This is a genomic window from Brevibacillus sedimenti (assembly GCF_020923495.1).
Lineage (GTDB): Bacteria > Bacillota > Bacilli > Brevibacillales > Brevibacillaceae > Brevibacillus > Brevibacillus aydinogluensis.
Window position 1 is genome coordinate 3,167,568 of the sequence record NZ_CP064048.1, and the last position, 14,904, is coordinate 3,182,471.

Annotated in this window: 14 protein-coding genes; 2 read left to right on the forward strand and 12 right to left on the reverse strand. The window is 59.3% G+C overall.

The window, feature by feature from the left end; all coding sequences use genetic code 11:
* Positions 1 to 6 precede the first annotated feature (6 nt).
* The 10 genes from thiE to IRT44_RS15615 all read right to left on the reverse strand — a co-directional run bounded on the left by thiE (position 7) and on the right by IRT44_RS15615 (position 8,915).
* Positions 7 to 687: a thiamine phosphate synthase gene (gene thiE / locus IRT44_RS15570; protein ID WP_230076951.1), complete on the reverse strand. Its 681-nt coding sequence runs from the start codon at positions 685 to 687 to the stop codon at positions 7 to 9.
* A complete protein-coding gene (locus IRT44_RS15575; RefSeq protein WP_171564757.1) occupies positions 684 to 1,316 on the reverse strand; it encodes a thiamine phosphate synthase in 633 nt (210 codons plus the stop codon). The genes thiE and IRT44_RS15575 overlap by 4 nt, the downstream gene beginning before the upstream one ends.
* Complete coding sequence (locus IRT44_RS15580; protein ID WP_171564756.1) at positions 1,297 to 1,659, reverse strand: hypothetical protein; 363 nt, start codon at positions 1,657 to 1,659, stop codon at positions 1,297 to 1,299. The genes IRT44_RS15575 and IRT44_RS15580 overlap by 20 nt, the downstream gene beginning before the upstream one ends.
* Before the next feature lie 490 nt (positions 1,660 to 2,149).
* A complete protein-coding gene (locus IRT44_RS15585) occupies positions 2,150 to 2,560 on the reverse strand; it encodes a DUF3054 domain-containing protein (protein WP_171566775.1) in 411 nt (136 codons plus the stop codon).
* Between the two features lie 80 nt (positions 2,561 to 2,640).
* Positions 2,641 to 3,231 carry a GNAT family N-acetyltransferase gene (locus IRT44_RS15590; RefSeq protein WP_230076952.1) on the reverse strand — a complete coding sequence of 197 codons (591 nt, stop codon included), beginning with the start codon at positions 3,229 to 3,231 and terminating at the stop codon, positions 2,641 to 2,643.
* Between the two features lie 134 nt (positions 3,232 to 3,365).
* Positions 3,366 to 4,892 carry a tripartite tricarboxylate transporter permease gene (locus IRT44_RS15595; protein ID WP_171566773.1) on the reverse strand — a complete coding sequence of 509 codons (1,527 nt, stop codon included), beginning with the start codon at positions 4,890 to 4,892 and terminating at the stop codon, positions 3,366 to 3,368.
* A gap of 12 nt (positions 4,893 to 4,904) precedes the next feature.
* Positions 4,905 to 5,363 (reverse strand): tripartite tricarboxylate transporter TctB family protein, encoded by a 459-nt coding sequence (locus tag IRT44_RS15600; protein ID WP_230076953.1) that lies wholly within the window; start codon positions 5,361 to 5,363, stop codon positions 4,905 to 4,907.
* 57 nt (positions 5,364 to 5,420) lie between these two features.
* Positions 5,421 to 6,455 (reverse strand): tripartite tricarboxylate transporter substrate binding protein, encoded by a 1,035-nt coding sequence (locus IRT44_RS15605; protein ID WP_230076954.1) that lies wholly within the window; start codon positions 6,453 to 6,455, stop codon positions 5,421 to 5,423.
* Between the two features lie 166 nt (positions 6,456 to 6,621).
* Positions 6,622 to 7,308, reverse strand: a complete 687-nt coding sequence (locus IRT44_RS15610) for a response regulator (protein ID WP_230076955.1) — start codon at positions 7,306 to 7,308, stop codon at positions 6,622 to 6,624.
* Positions 7,305 to 8,915: an ATP-binding protein gene (locus tag IRT44_RS15615; RefSeq protein ID WP_230076956.1), complete on the reverse strand. Its 1,611-nt coding sequence runs from the start codon at positions 8,913 to 8,915 to the stop codon at positions 7,305 to 7,307. The genes IRT44_RS15610 and IRT44_RS15615 overlap by 4 nt, the downstream gene beginning before the upstream one ends.
* A 114-nt stretch (positions 8,916 to 9,029) precedes the next feature.
* Here IRT44_RS15615 and IRT44_RS15620 point away from each other — a divergent pair, with 114 nt between their 5' ends.
* Complete coding sequence (locus IRT44_RS15620) at positions 9,030 to 10,790, forward strand: menaquinone biosynthesis decarboxylase (protein WP_212132512.1); 1,761 nt, start codon at positions 9,030 to 9,032, stop codon at positions 10,788 to 10,790.
* 173 nt (positions 10,791 to 10,963) lie between these two features.
* The gene (locus IRT44_RS15625; RefSeq protein WP_171566767.1) at positions 10,964 to 12,454 is read left to right on the forward strand and encodes an NCS1 family nucleobase:cation symporter-1; all 1,491 of its coding nucleotides are present in this window, start codon (positions 10,964 to 10,966) and stop codon (positions 12,452 to 12,454) included.
* 58 nt (positions 12,455 to 12,512) lie between these two features.
* On the opposite strand, the gene IRT44_RS15630 is transcribed toward IRT44_RS15625, so the two are convergent.
* Positions 12,513 to 14,225 (reverse strand): methyl-accepting chemotaxis protein, encoded by a 1,713-nt coding sequence (locus tag IRT44_RS15630; RefSeq protein WP_171566766.1) that lies wholly within the window; start codon positions 14,223 to 14,225, stop codon positions 12,513 to 12,515.
* Between the two features lie 160 nt (positions 14,226 to 14,385).
* Positions 14,386 to 14,904: a hypothetical protein gene (locus IRT44_RS15635; RefSeq protein ID WP_171566765.1), complete on the reverse strand. Its 519-nt coding sequence runs from the start codon at positions 14,902 to 14,904 to the stop codon at positions 14,386 to 14,388.

Consider the following 14,904-nt stretch of genomic DNA (forward strand, 5'->3'; position numbering starts at 1 on the left):
ATGCGCTCAGCTTGACTGCCCTTTCGCCGCATCTGTCGCGATGCGTTTCAGTTCTCTGGCCGCTTCGGCGGGCGACGAGGCACGAGTGATTGCGCTGATGACGGCGACGCCATCCGCTCCTGCCGCCAGTACGTTCCGCGCATTCTCCAGCGTGATGCCGCCGATGCCGACGATCGGCAGTCCGCTGCCGACAGCCTCGCGGATGGCTCGCAGTCCCTTAGGACCAATCGGCTCCCCGGCGTCCGCTTTGGATGCGGTGGCATACATCGCGCCGACTCCCAGGCAGTCGGCTCCGCCTGCCTGGGCAGCAAGTGCTTCCTCCACCGTCCCGGCAGATACGCCTATGTACATCTGCTCGCCAACCAACTCCCGCACCTGGACGAGCGGCATGTCGTCCTGTCCGACGTGGACCCCGTCCGCCTTCAGGCGCACTGCCAATGATACGTCGTCATTGACGACAAACAACGCACCGTACTGCCGGCACAAGGCCCGCATTTCCAGGCCGAGACGGTACCGCTCTTCGTCCGTCAAACGGCTCCCCTTGTCCCGCAGCTGCAGCATCCCGACGCCGCCGGCCAATGCCTCGCGGACAATGGCCAGCGTACGCTCGGGCGAAAAACCGCAATCCTGCGTGCCCACCACAAAATAGACCTGCATGCTTTTCCGCAAGCGTTCACGGTCTCTCATCTCTGACTCTCCTTCCATCGATCCAGCGCCTCCCGGTACCCTCGCGCCGCCGCCTGCGGGTCACTCGCCGCTGTAATGCCGGACAGCACAGCGATCCCCGCTGAGCCTGCTGCCAGCACATGAGAGGCGTTTTCCGGCGTGATCCCGCCGATGCCGATGACGGGAATCTTCACCTGCGCAGCGATCTTACGCAATTCATCCGTTCCGCGCGGCTCCAGACCGGGTTTGGACGCACTCGGAAAAATATGGCCGTACAAGAGGTAATCCGCTCCCTCCACAGCCGCCTGCTTGGCTTCGGCCAGCGAATGAACGGATCGGCCGATCTGCTGCCCCGGCTTTAACACACGGCGGGCTTCCGCCGGGGTCAAGCTGTGGTACGCGAGATGAGCGCCCCTGCACCCGGCCGCTGCTGCCACGTCTACCCGGTCGTTGACCAGAATTCGTTCACGGGGCATGACCTGGGCCAGCGCTTCCACCCACTCCATGCATTCTCGGGCAGTCCGCTGCTTTTCACGGATGTGCAGGTAGTCCATCCCGACCAAAAAGGCGGCCTCCGCCACCCTCAGCACTTCATTGAGGGACTGCCTGCCGCTGGTGATGACGTGCAGTTCAGGTTGCCGGGGTCCCATATGCCCCTGCCCCTCCTGTCAATGCTGACACGCACTCCTGCAGCCAGCTTGTCATGTTGTCCTCCTGGCCCTCCGGCACGCGAGCCAGCATCTCGTGCGCCAAGCGGCGAAGCAAAAACGATTGCGGCAGCGTCAGCGGGAACGTGACCGTTCTCGGCTTTGTCTCTCGCCCTTCCAGCTCCTGCACTCCTGCCAACAAAATATCGGCAATGGATTCCACCAGATCTTGCATCGATTCCTGCTGCTTCATATCATCGTAGCAGCCGTCGAACAGGCGGCACAAAATCAAAAACGCCTGTGTCGACAGCGTCACCTGCTGTACATCCTGCATCGGTTCGGTCACGGTTGCTCCCCCCACTTGTTGAGAAACTCCCCCTATTATATCACTAGCCGATGCGGCTCCGCCAAGCCCGCAAATCGCTGCTCCACTCGTTTTGGCCCGCAAGTCGTTCTGCCTGGAAACTCCCTCTATGCAGTTGGTTTGTCGTTGCAAAAATCGCTTTTCCCATACGTTCCTGGCCGGAAGCCTGCACCACGTCAGGACACTGTCCACTTTTTTTGCCGATCGTCAGGGGGGCGAGCGGGCACCATCACCCATGACACCCCGGACTTTGTTCGCAAACAAAAACCGCCGGATTCACCGGCGGTTTTTAGTTACTCCTGCTTGTTCCGATCATTGTGCTGGGACTGACGCAGATTGGTGTTCTGATCGTGCTCATCCAGCGTCTTCCCGCGATTTTTCCCGAGGTCTTTGCTGTTGTTGTTCTTGCCCATGTGCACACCTCCCCTGGATTGTCGTCACTGGCTAGCGTCTCCGAAGTTCCGGGCTTTTATCAGCGCGGCGTATTCCGGCGGCGAATCAGCGTGTGAACGAATCCAAAGGGGATGCGCCAACCAAGCAGAAACATGAGCATGAGCCCATACGCGACCACCGCGAACATCAGCGTGATCGGCGTGCCCAGCCACAGTGCGCGGATGATGAGGCCAATCGGCGCTGCCACCGTCCACGCCGCCACAGTGATGAGGATCAGTTTTCCCGGCCGCTCGTACCTATGGGGGCGGTAAACCCCCAACAACAGCGCGGCGGCCAGCCAGCCGAGCAAAAACGGAGCAGCCGTCGCCAAAATCCCCGCAGCGTCGGCAGGCAGCCCGTGGGCCCGTTTTCCGTAGTAGGTAAAGAGCAGAAAAGCGGCCAGATCGCCAACTATCAGCACGCATCTGGCCAAAGCATGTGTCCGATTCATCGCAGCCCTCATTCCCGTAACAGTGTTGCACACGCTTATTGTACACACCATTACGGGACGGCCACAATCGGAACGGGCCGTTATTCACCAAACAGCAACAATTGCAATTTCTTCTTCACCGCCGGCCACTCTCGATCAAGGATGCTGAAGTAGACGGAGTCGCGGATGTATCCGTCGCGGACAATCATGTGATTGCGCAGCACGCCTTCGCGGACGCCGCCGATGCGCTGGATCGCCCGCTGCGAGTTGAGATTGCGGGCGTCCGTCTTTAACTGGACGCGAATGCAGCCCAAGGTTTCAAAACAGTGGCGCAACAGCAGCCACTTGCACTCTGTGTTAACCGGCGTCTTCCATACGGACGGGGTCAGCCAGGTAAAGCCGATCTCCAGTCCCCGGTCCTTGCGAGAAATGTTGAGAAAACGGGTACTGCCCATTACTTTTTCGTTCCGGCGATCCACAATCGCAAATGGCAGTTCGGTTCCCGCCTCCTGCGCCTGCAATGCCTGGTTCACGAACTGCTCCGCATCTGTCGGCTGCCGAAACACGACCGACATGTAAGTCCATATCTGTTCGTATCGTCCCGCTTCCCACAGGCCGTCCACATGATGGCGGCCGAGCGGTTCCAGCCGCACCCTTTCCCCTTCCAGCGTGACAGGAGCAATCTCCAGCATGATGCAATACTCCTCCTTCTCCGAAATAAAGCTCGATGCAGCCAACCGAACATGTCTGCGGAATTTTTCCAAGAATAGAATACCGCTAATCGCCTGTCAAGCTGTTTTTTGTCGACAGGGGAAAACGGGACGGGCTACGCTTCTTCGTTGACGACTACCTGACGGCCGCGCAGTTTCAATATCATCGGCACGACCAGCCACAACAACGCACAGGCGAGAAAGATCGCAGACAGCGGCTTTTGCAGGAAAATCAGGAAGTCGCCATTGGATGTCGTGAGGGCGCGCCGCATGTTGTTTTCAATCATTGGTCCCAATACCAGGCCCAGCACCAATGGCGCAAGCGGGAAATCGTTTTTCGCCAGCAGATACCCCGCCACCCCGCAGGCGATCAGCAGCATCAGGTCAAACGTGCTGATCTGCACCGCGTAGACACCGAACACGGAAATCGCGATGATCAGCGGAATCAGGTACTGAGGGGGCGTCTCGATGATTTTGGCAAAGACTTTGACCAGCGGCAGGTTGAGTATCAGCAGCATTACGTTGCCGATGAACATGCTGGCGATCAGCCCCCAGGCCACCTGCGGGTGATCGGAAAAGAGCAGCGGACCGGGCTGGACATTGTACATCAGGAGCGCTCCCATGAGGATCGCCGTCGTCCCGGAGCCGGGAATCCCGAGGGTAAGCAGCGGAATCATCGCTCCGCCGGACGCCGCGTTGTTGGCCGACTCCGGAGCGGCCACACCTTCAATCGCCCCTTTGCCGAACCGTTCCGGCTGTCTGCTCACCTTTTTCTCCACGATATAGGAAAAGAACGACGCCAGCGTCGCGCCCGCGCCCGGCAGGAGGCCGATGAAAAAGCCCAGCAGGGACCCCCTTGCGATCGGGGCGGCACTTCGCTTCAAGTCCGCTTTGGTCGGCAGGATGCGGTCCACCTTGATCAGTTGCGCTTCCGTTCCGTCCGCCTCGAGAATGGTCTTGAACACTTCGCCGAGCGCAAACAGCCCGACGGCAATCGTCAGGAATTCCAACCCTTGGTACAGGTCGGGAATATCGTAGGTAAACCGCGCTACGCCGGACACGTTGTCGATACCGATCGTCGCCAGCAACAGGCCGAAGACGGTCATGATCAGCGCCTTGGTCATCGACTTCCCGCCCAGGCCGCTGACCGCGCACAGCCCCAGTATCATCAGCGAAAAGTATTCGGCCGGGCCGAACGTGAGGGCCACTTCGGACAGCGGCTGCGCCAAAAACACCAGGGCCACCAGCGCCACTATACCGGCGACGAATGAACCGATTGCCGCAATCGACAGGGCAGCTCCCGCGCGCCCCTGCCGCGCCATCTGATAGCCGTCCAGCGTCGTAACGACGGAGGATGACTCGCCGGGCGTATTGAGCAGGATCGACGTGGTGGAACCGCCGTACATCGCGCCATAGTAAACTCCCGCGAGGAGGATCAGCGCACTTGCTGCGGCCTGTTCGGGAGACAGCCCGTTTGTCAGCGAGGCGGTAACCGGCAGCAGCAGCGCCACCCCGCTCATCGGGCCGATGCCGGGCAGCACCCCGACCGACGTCCCGATCAGCACACCGACAAAGGCGTAGACGAGATTGTGCCATTGCAGGGCAATCGTGAAGCCATCCGCCAAATACTGCAAAGCTTCCATGCGTCTCCCTCCCTACAAGCCAAGCCAGGTCGGAAAACCTGGCAGCGTTCCTTTCAGGATGTGCACGTAGACGGCGTAGACCCCGCCAGAAAAGGCAAGCGCGACAGCGGCCGACTTCCACCAACTGGCGCTGCCCATCAGCCGAAACCCGGCCAGCAAAAAGAAAAACGTGCTGATGACGTAACCAATATCCTCCAAAAACCAGGCGTACAAAACGGTCGCCAATAACATCAGCAAAAAGCGCTTGTGTCGGAGCACGACAGCAGACGTGACCGACTCCCGGTAGCGGAACGTCTCCCAAAACAGGCGAAGACTGAGCAGGATCAAAATGATGCCCAGCCCCATCGGAAACAGGTTGGGGCCAACTTCGCTGCCGTAGGCGCTGGTGGAAATGTCGCGGCTTTCCGCGACAAACAGCGCCCCGATCAAGGCAAAGAGGATGCTGCTGGTGCGATCAAATGTCTTGTTCATGGTTACCTCCTCATGATGAATGAAAAAGACCGCAGAATGGAGAGGGCTGCCCTCTCCTTACTTGGACATACCCAGAGAAGTCAACAGCTCCTTGACCAATTTGTCCTGCTCTTCGAGGAAAGCTGTAAAGCTGGCGGAATCCCGGTATTCGCTCTCCCAGCCGTTTACAGCCAGCTCTTTTTTCCACGCCTCGCTCTCGGACAGTTCCTTTAATTTGGCATCCCAATAGGCCTTGGCGTCAGCCGGCATCTGGGCCGGGCCAAATACGCCGCGCCAGATGTTAAATTCGGCGTCAATCCCCTGCTCTATCAGCGTCGGCACGTCCTTCAGGTCACCGCCCAGCCGTGCGGGAGACGTGATGCCCAGCACACGGATTTTGCCCGCTTTCAGGTACTCGCCCACGCTGGATGCGTCAGTCGCGATCATGTCCGCGTTGCCGCCGAGCAGCGCCGCCATCGCTTCGCCGCCGCCGTCGTAGGAGACGTATTTGACTGCTTTCGGATCAATGCCATATTTGGCTGCCGGCAATACAGCGATTAGATGATCCATCGAGCCGGGAGCCGACCCGCCCGCCACTGTGACGGCAGACGGATTTTCCTTGATGGCCGCAAGCAGGCTCTTCACGTCCTGATACGGCGAGTCCGCCTTGACCACGAGGGCGCCGTAATCCCTGGTCAACTGTGCCAGCGGAGTGACGTCGCGGAACCCAAACGGGCTGTTGCCCTCCTTCTTGTTGTGGTTGATCAAGATTGGCGGTGAGTTGACAAACAGCCGGTACGCGTTCCCTTTTTCCTTGCTGACGTAATCGGCGAGAAAGACCACACCGCCGCCGCCCGGCTTGTTTTCCACCGTAATCGCCTGATTGACCAGCTTGCTCTCGCCGAGCACCTTGGCGACGGAGCGGGCGGTCTTGTCCCAGCCCCCTCCCGCGCCGGACGGAGCGACGATGACGATCGGCTTGTCCGGATACCCGGAACCAGCCGAGCCCCCCTGCCCGGTGGCAGTGCTATTTGTGCCGTTCCCCCCGCCGCACGCGACAAGCGCCAGGCTTATGACGACGGACAGCGCTGTCAGAGTGATTCGTTTTTTCATACTGAAGCCCCCTTCTCCAACGTTTTTTGTAAGCGCATCCAAAACTGAGATAAACGTAGCACGCTGGAGGGAGGCTGAACAGTTTATGTTCATAAGTAATATTTTGAATATTTTGTTCATTTTTTCATATTGTGCACCGCTGGCGTCCCGCGTCCGGGAATCCATCTCACAGCAACCTGTATTTTCGCTCCGGCCGTCCTACGGTACCGTACACCAGATCGGCCTGCGCTTTTCCTTCTGCCACCAGGTACTCCAGGTAGCGGCGCGCCGTGGTGCGGCTGGTGCCAATCTCCCGGCCCACCTCTTCGGCGGAGAGGCCCAACTTGTCCGCCCGTTTGATGGCGCTGATCACCTTGTCCAGTGTAAGCGCGTCAATCCCCTTGGGAATGAGCGAATCGCGCGGCTTCGCGCTCGCAAGCCGCCGGGTCAACATCCGGTCGATCTCTTCCTGGTCCACCTCGCCCGCTTCCCGGGTGCGCCAGAAATGCTCCCGGTAGCTCTCCAACCGTTCGCGGAAGCGTTCAAACACCAGCGGTTTGACGATGTAGTCGTACACCCCGCCGCGCAGGGCGTGCTGCACCATCTCGATCTCCTTGGCGGCAGTGATCATGATAATGTCCAACTCGCGATGCTGCTGCCTCATCTGCCAGACCAGCTCGGTCCCCAACGTGTCCGGCAGATAGACGTCCAAGAGGACCAGGTGCGGCTTGGCACGGGCGATCAGTTCCTTGGCCTCCTCCCCGCTGGTCGCGGTGGCGATGACGCGAAATCCTTCGATCTTTTCCACAAACCGCCGATTAATGTCAATGATGCGAATGTCATCTTCCACGATTACTACCTCTACGGGCTTCATGCTTTTCCCTCCGTTCTTTTGCCGAGCGACACCGTAAACAACGCGCCGCCCCACTCGCTTTTTCCGATCAGAATGTACCCGCCCAACTCCTCGACGATGCCTTTCACCTTGGCCAGCCCGATGCCGCGATGCTCGCCCGGTTTGGTCGAAAAGCCGTGCTCAAAAATCTTCTCCCGCATCGAGTCGTCCACGCCCGGCCCGGAGTCTTCCACTTCAAACAAAATCTCGCTGCCGGCGTCCGACAGGTAGCATTCCACCACTTTGGGGCCGGATTTCATCTCCCCAACTGCTTCCAATGCGTTTTGTATCAGATTGCCCAGCATTACGACCACCTGCTGCCGATTGATGTCGGGCGGCAGCTCCTTCAACCGGCTGTCCCGATTGACAGAAAACTGAATTTTCAGTTCCTTGGCCCGATTGTGCATGCCCAACAGCAGCGCCCCGATCAGCGGGTCAGGCACCTGCTTGGCGAGGAACAGGACCAGTTCCTGCTCCGCCGAAGTCTCACTCGTGATCAGTTCGATCGCTTCCTGAATCGACCCCAACTGCAGCAGGCCGGAGATCGTATACAGAAGATTGTGAAATTCGTGCGTCTGCGCTCGCAGCACGTCCGCATACCGCCGCGCCTGGGACAGTTCGGACGTCAACTGGTCAATTTCCGATTTGAGGCGGAAGCTGCTGACGACGCCGACCACCTTGCCCATCCACTTGATCGGTACGCGGTTGACGATGATCTCTTTTCCGGCAATCGTGCTCTCCCGGTCCAACTGATGCTCCCCGGACTCCAGCACCTCCAGCATCCGGCTGTCCGGCAAAAGCTCCAGGATCGGCTTGTCCCGCAGTTCTTCGTCCGGCAGGTCCAGAATCTGGATCGCTGCCTTGTTGGCCATCGTCACCTTGCCGTGGCGGTTGATGGCGATAATCCCCTCGCGGACCGATTCCAGCACGGCATTTCGCTCCATGTACAAGGAGGCGATCTCCTCCGGCTCCAGGCCGAGGATGGCCCGCTTGACGCACCGGCTCAGCCAGATCGCACCGGCCGTGCCAAACAGAACGCCAAGGGCAAGAATCAGCATCACCCTTTGCTGGTAGCTGTCGATCGCCGCTTCGATATCCTCCAGCAGAAAGCCGACCGAGACGACCCCGATCACGTCCCCTGTGTCGTTATGAATCGGCACTTTTCCCCGCAATGACGGCCCCAGGCTGCCCACGGCTTTGGAGACGTAAGACTGGCCGTGCAGCAGCGCCGGTTCGTTGTCGCCGCCCACCATTTCCCGGCCGATGCGGTCCGGCAGCGGATGGGCAACGCGTATCCCGTTCCGGTCTCCCACCACGACGAACTCGGCGTCCGCTTGCATGCGCACATTCTCCGCGATCGGCTGGATAATCTGCGTGGGGTGGCCGGTGGCAAAAGCGCCGCGCACCTGCGGCAGATTGGCCATGATCTTGGCCACGCTCAGGGCGCGTTTTCCCACCTGGTCTTCGATCGTGGCCGCAATCATCGAAGAAAACACCGCGCCCATCGATCCGATCAAGACGATGATGACAAGCGTCATCAGCAGAATCATTCGCGTTTGCAGCGTCAGGCGCAATCGTGCTGAAATCATCGTTGGTTCACCTCTCGTTCATCTTACCATCCCCCGCAGGAAAAAAGGTAGATTCGCCAGCGCCGTTCGTGTACAGTAGAGAGGGAATTGAAGCGGATGTGGAGGTTACGACAGATGCACGCAAATCTGCGTACGTTTATGGAACAACTGCGGCGATCCGGCCAGTTGGTGGAAATCGACGCGCCGGTTGACCCGTATTTGGAATTGGCGGAAATTCACCGCCGCGTGATTGAAGACGGAGGACCAGCACTTCTGTTTACCAATGTAAAAGGCAAATCATTTCCCGTCGTCACCAACCTGTTTGGGACGGTGGAGCGGGTCGACATGGCGTTTGGCCCCAGACCGGAGTCGATCATCCGGGAGCTGGTGAACGGCCTGGACAAGCTCCTGCCGCCCAAGCTGTCGGGATTGTGGGAACTGCGTTCGCCGCTCATGGGAATCTTGCGCACCGGGACCAGAACCGTGCCGCAATCCAAAGCACCGGTCATGGAGCTGTCCACGACCGACGTGGACATGACCCAATTGCCGGCGCTCACAAGCTGGCATCTGGACGGCGGTCCGTTCGTCACCCTGCCGCTCGTCTACACGGAGCACCCCGAGACCAAAGAACACAACCTGGGCATGTACCGCATCCAGATCTACGACAAAAACACGACCGGCATGCACTGGCAGATTCACAAAGGCGGCGGTTTCCACTACCACGAGGCGGAAAAGCGGAACCAGCCGCTCCCTGTGACGCTCACGATCGGCGGACCGCCGGCGCTGATCATTTCGGCCATCGCGCCGCTGCCAGAGATGGTGCCGGAATTGGTATTCGCTTCGCTGCTGATGGGTGACAAGCTGCATATGGCCGAAGTACCCAACCATCCGCACCGGATCGTGGCGGAAGCGGAGTTCGTCTTTGCCGGAGAAGTCCCGCCGCACACGCGCCGACCGGAAGGACCGTTCGGCGACCATTTTGGTTACTATTCCTGGACGCACGACTTTCCTGTCTTCCACGTAAAGCAGATGTGGCGGCGCAAAGACGCGATCTACCCGGCCACAGTCGTCGGCAAGCCTCGGCAGGAAGACTTCTTCATCGGAGAGTACCTGCAGCGGCTGCTGTCCCCGCTCTTCCCGATCGTCATGCCCGGCGTCAAGGCGCTGTGGACATACGGCGAGACCGGTTTCCACGCACTGGCCGGAGCGATCGTCAGGGAGAGCTATTACAAGGAAGCGATGGCCCACGCGTTTCGCATCCTGGGTGAAGGACAGCTGACCCTGACCAAGTTTTTGATGGTGACGGACGTTCCGTGCGACCTGAGCAATTTCAAGCACTTGTTGGAAATCGTGCTCGCCCGCTTCCAGCCGGAGCGCGACCTCTTGATTGTAAACGACACGTCAAACGATACGCTCGACTACACAGGCCGCAAGTTCAACCATGGCTCCAAGGGAGTCATGCTGGGCATCGGCGATCCGGTGCGTGAGCTGCCGCACGCGTACAGCGGCGAAGGCATCCCCGGCATTGCCAAAATCGAAGCGTTCTGCCCGGGCTGTCTGGTCATTTCTGGCCCCGGTTTTGAAGAACGGCCGGAACTGGGGGAAGAACTGCTGCCCTACGCCAACGAGCACCTGAGCGACTGGCCGATGATCTGCATCGTGGATGACGCGTCCATCGCCGAGAGCCAGAGCCGCTTCCTCTGGACCGTCTTTACCCGCTTCGACCCGGCTCACGACCTGTACGCCCGTTCGACGATTGTCCGCAACAAGATCCGGTACGAGGGACCGCTCATCGTCGATGCCCGAATGAAGCCGTTTTATCCCGATGAAGTGGAGACCCGGCCCGACATCGCCGCTCTGGTGGATCGTCGCTGGAAGGAATATTTTCCCAAATAATCGACTGTGTTCGACAGCAACAACCGAACCCGGAACAGCTTGTTCCGGGCTTTTTAATGTCCGAAAATTCTGTAATCACAGGTCATACAGCCCAATATAATGTAGCATCCGGCGCCCAAGACAACCGATCGGCTTGGCCGCGCTCGGGATTATTCACAAAAGGAGGGATTGCGATGAAGACACAGGTAGAGGTGGACGGCATCGTCACGTTGACGAAAGATGGCGAAAATTTGATCCGGGATAGTCCGCTGTACAACGACGGCCTCCGTCCCACAAACCGGGAGGAGCACAGCTGGACCACCTACAACTTCGCCAGTCTCTGGATCGGCATGTCCATCTGTCTGCCCACCTATGCGATGGCAGCCGGGCTCATCTCGCTTGGCATGAACTGGTGGCAGGCCATTTTGACGATCATTCTCGGCAACTGTATCGTCCTCATTCCTATTTTGCTCAACTCTCACGCCGGAACGAAATTTGGCATTCCGTATCCGGTCTTCGCCCGTCTTTGGTTTGGCTCCAAAGGGGCTCACATTCCCGCCTTGGCCCGCGGTTTGATCGGCGCGGGATGGTTCGGCATCAACTGCTGGTTTGGCGGGACGGCCATCGACACCCTGCTGCAATCGTTGGGCGGCTGGGGCAACGTTCCCGGCCACACCTGGATCGCCTTTTTTGGCTTCTGGGCGCTGAACGTCTGGATCGCCTACCGCGGGCCGGAAGCGATCAGACGGATGGAGTTCTGGGCCGCGCCCACACTGATTGTCATGGGCCTGGCGCTGCTCGTCTGGGCGATCACCAAAGCGGGCGGCTGGGGACCGATGCTCTCCGCTCCGTCCAAACTGACCACGACCGCCGACTTCCTGAAGGTGTTTTTCCCCGCCTTGACGGGCGCGATCGCCTTCTGGTCGACGATGGCGCTGAACATCCCGGACTTCTGCCGTTACGCCAAGAGTCAGAAAGCCCAAATGGTCGGACAGTCCGTCGCCCTGCCGACTACCATGGGCGGGTTCTCGTTCATCGGCGTGGCCGTAGCATCCGCCACAGTGGTCATCTACGGAGAAGCCATCTGGGACCCGGCAGCGGTGCTGGCCAAATTCTCCCCGCTGGCGATCTTTTTGGGAACATTGGGGATTATTTTGGCGACGCTGACGACAAACGTGGCAGCCAACGTCGTGGCACCGGCCCGCGCCTTTGAAAACCTGGTACCGCGCCGGATGTCGTTTGGCGCCGGAGCGATCCTCACCGGAATCATCGCCCTGCTGATGCAGCCATGGTACATCCTGGAGAACTTCAGCAACTACATCTTCCTCTGGTTGGGGACGTACGGGGCTCTGCTCGGTCCCATCGACGGGATCGCCATCGCCGATTACTGGCTGGTGCGCAAACGGCGCATCCATCTGGTTGAACTGTACCGGCTGAACGGCATGTATTCGTACAAAAGCGGTTATAACATGCGGGCCATCTGGGCCATGCTGATCGGCATCGCCGTGCCGTTTGTCTGCAAGCTGATCCCCGGCCTGACCATTGTCTGGGACAACGCCTGGACCTGCGGCCTGTTGATTTCCCTCGTCATCTACACCTGGCTGATGAAAAACACCCCGAACCGGATGAGCGCAGCAGACTACGAGAACATCACCGCCCGAAGCGTCGAGCAGCAGGCTTCCTGAGCGGCGCGCAAAAAAGACTGGCAGAACCAAACGTCCTGCCAGTCTTTGTTTTGTTCGATCAGGTGATGAACCGGCTGATCATCTGCTGCAATTGCTGCGACAGACGGTTCAGATTTTCGCTCGAACGTGCGATTTCCTGCATGGAGGCGAGCTGTTCCTCGGAGTTGGCAGCTGCACCCTGGGTGTGAACGGCCGCTTCCTGCGCCAGACGATTCATTTCATCCATGGACGAGGCGACCTGCTGGACACCTGCCGTCATCTGCTCAGTTGCCGCCGAGACCTCCTGAATCTGCTCGGCGACCGCCTGGGCTGCGCTGACGATGCGCTGAAACGCCATACCCGCTTCCCGAACCGCCACGCTGCCCGCCTCCGTCTCCGCTGTGCCCTGGTTCATCGCGGCAATCACCTGGCCGGTCTCAAGCTGAATATCGCCAATGAGGCGGGCGATCTCCTGCGCCGAATTCTCGGACTGCTCCGCCAGCTTGCGCACTTCGTCGGCCACGACGGCAAATCCCCTGCCTTGTTCGCCGGCCCGCGCCGCTTCGATCGCAGCGTTCAGGGCGAGCAGGTTGGTCTGCGACGCAATGCCGGTGATCACCTGAACGATTTCACCGATCGCTTCCGAACGAGCCCCCAGCAGTGTCACCATCTCGGCGGCGCGATTCACCGCCGCTTGGACAGCAGACATTTGTTCCACGGCCTTGACGATGTATTCGTTGCCCTGTTCCGCCTCTTGCGCCGCCCGCACCGAAGACTCGGAGACGGTGCCGGCGGTCGCGGCAATCCGCTGGATGGCCGTGCCCAACTCCTCCATGACCCGCACGCTCTCCGCAGTCCGCTGCGTCTGCACTTCGGAGCCGGTCGCGATTTCCTGGATGGCGGCGGCAGCTTGTTCGGCGGCCTTGGCCGTCTGCTCGGCACTGGACGTCAACTGCTCGGACGAAGCCGCCACCTGCTCGCCCGCCAGCTTCACCTCGCCGATCAACGAGCGAAGCTGAATGACCAGCTTGTTGAAGGCCTGTCCCAGCGTGCCCACCTCGTCCTTGCCCTCAAAGTCGACCGGCTGCACGGTCAGATCACCCCCGGCCAACTCATCCAGTTTGGACGCTACTTTCTTCAGCGGATCGGCGATCATCCGGGCGATCACGTACCCGATGGACATCGCCAGCAGCAGAGCCGCTCCGATGGTGATGATCAGCGTCATCTCCGCCTCCCGCGATTCCTGCGTATTTTGACGGTGAATGTCTTCGGCCGTCTGCGAGTTGTAATCCGCCCACGACTTCAATTCCTGGTTGATGCCGTCCAGTGTCGCTTCCGTCGCGCGAAAATAATTGTACGCCTCATCCTGGTTGCCTTCTTCGATCAACTGGATAACCCGGGTGCGATCACCCTGGTACTTTTCGTTCAAGTCCTTCAACGTCTGGAGAAACGCTGTTTCCCGCTTGTCCAGATTGCTTTGTTCCAACTGCGTCAACAGCTGATTGGAATCCTTGATGCGCGTCTCAATCTGTTGTTTGATTTCGAGCTGTTTCGTAGGACTGGTCTCCAGGATCATCTTGTACACGCTGGCTTCGATCGCCCGGGTTTGGGCGCGCAAGTCATTGATGCTCTTGATCGGCAGCAGTTGATCCTGGTACATCGCTCCCATTCGCATTTCTGCCCGATTCAGGTGCCAGTACCCGGCCCCCCCGACGATCAGCAGAAACGTGACCATCAGCATGACCAGATTGAACAGCTTTGCCCGTGTGCTCAGATTGCGAAGCAGCTTCATATGTTTTTGCCATCCCCTTTTTTCCCTGGCAGAATCGCAGGAATGATGTCACAAATATAAATGCGCCAGAAGTCCTGACAAATCGGACGGACCTCTGAGAAAAATGTCGCTTGTTGTCTAATTCTACCAAAAAAGGGGTAGGCAAGTCGATACTTTCTGACTATTCCGGTATGTCAAACACGGTCAGCAGTGAAATGCGGCTGATCTGCTCGTGCGGCTTGTAACAGACATAATAGGTGAGCTCCCGGCTGATGCGGTAGCGGATCCCGGCAAAGCCCCGATCCAGCAGAAAGGCCCGGATCTCATCCCCGGTCCACTCCAGCCATTCCTCGTGACATTTCGCTGCTGACAAACGCGACAACTGCTCCGGCGTATGACGCCAGCGCAGGGCGTCCGCCCGCAGTTCGTTCTCCCCGTATCGCTCGTCCAGCTCCGCCAGTCCGTCCACCTCCACTTCCTGGGCGAGGATGGCAGCCTGATCCCAGGTGGTTTCCGCGTGACAGATCGCGTACTGTGCGGCGATCTTCGGGTTGCTGACCAGGTAGACGCCGGGGCCAAATACGGCTTTTGCACTGGCGCCGTTGACGAACCTGCGCCGTTCCTCCCGCTCGTAACGCTGGGCCGCCACTACGCGCAGCGCTTCCTTGTACTCCACCCCGCGATAAACAATCTGCTTCAT

Excerpts from the sequence above, each read along its gene's own strand:
- thiE (WP_230076951.1), bottom strand. The coding sequence starts at position 687 with ATGAGAGACCGTGAACGCTTGCGGAAAAGCATGCAGGTCTATTTTGTG.
- IRT44_RS15575 (WP_171564757.1), bottom strand. The coding sequence starts at position 1,316 with ATGGGACCCCGGCAACCTGAACTGCACGTCATCACCAGCGGCAGGCAG.
- IRT44_RS15585 (WP_171566775.1), bottom strand. The coding sequence starts at position 2,560 with ATGAATCGGACACATGCTTTGGCCAGATGCGTGCTGATAGTTGGCGAT.
- IRT44_RS15590 (WP_230076952.1), bottom strand. The coding sequence starts at position 3,231 with ATGCTGGAGATTGCTCCTGTCACGCTGGAAGGGGAAAGGGTGCGGCTG.
- IRT44_RS15595 (WP_171566773.1), bottom strand. The coding sequence starts at position 4,892 with ATGGAAGCTTTGCAGTATTTGGCGGATGGCTTCACGATTGCCCTGCAA.
- IRT44_RS15600 (WP_230076953.1), bottom strand. The coding sequence starts at position 5,363 with ATGAACAAGACATTTGATCGCACCAGCAGCATCCTCTTTGCCTTGATC.
- IRT44_RS15605 (WP_230076954.1), bottom strand. The coding sequence starts at position 6,455 with ATGAAAAAACGAATCACTCTGACAGCGCTGTCCGTCGTCATAAGCCTG.
- IRT44_RS15610 (WP_230076955.1), bottom strand. The coding sequence starts at position 7,308 with ATGAAGCCCGTAGAGGTAGTAATCGTGGAAGATGACATTCGCATCATT.
- IRT44_RS15615 (WP_230076956.1), bottom strand. The coding sequence starts at position 8,915 with ATGATTTCAGCACGATTGCGCCTGACGCTGCAAACGCGAATGATTCTG.
- IRT44_RS15620 (WP_212132512.1), top strand. The coding sequence starts at position 9,030 with ATGCACGCAAATCTGCGTACGTTTATGGAACAACTGCGGCGATCCGGC.
- IRT44_RS15625 (WP_171566767.1), top strand. The coding sequence starts at position 10,964 with ATGAAGACACAGGTAGAGGTGGACGGCATCGTCACGTTGACGAAAGAT.
- IRT44_RS15630 (WP_171566766.1), bottom strand. The coding sequence starts at position 14,225 with ATGAAGCTGCTTCGCAATCTGAGCACACGGGCAAAGCTGTTCAATCTG.
- IRT44_RS15635 (WP_171566765.1), bottom strand. The coding sequence starts at position 14,904 with ATGAAGCAGATTGTTTATCGCGGGGTGGAGTACAAGGAAGCGCTGCGC.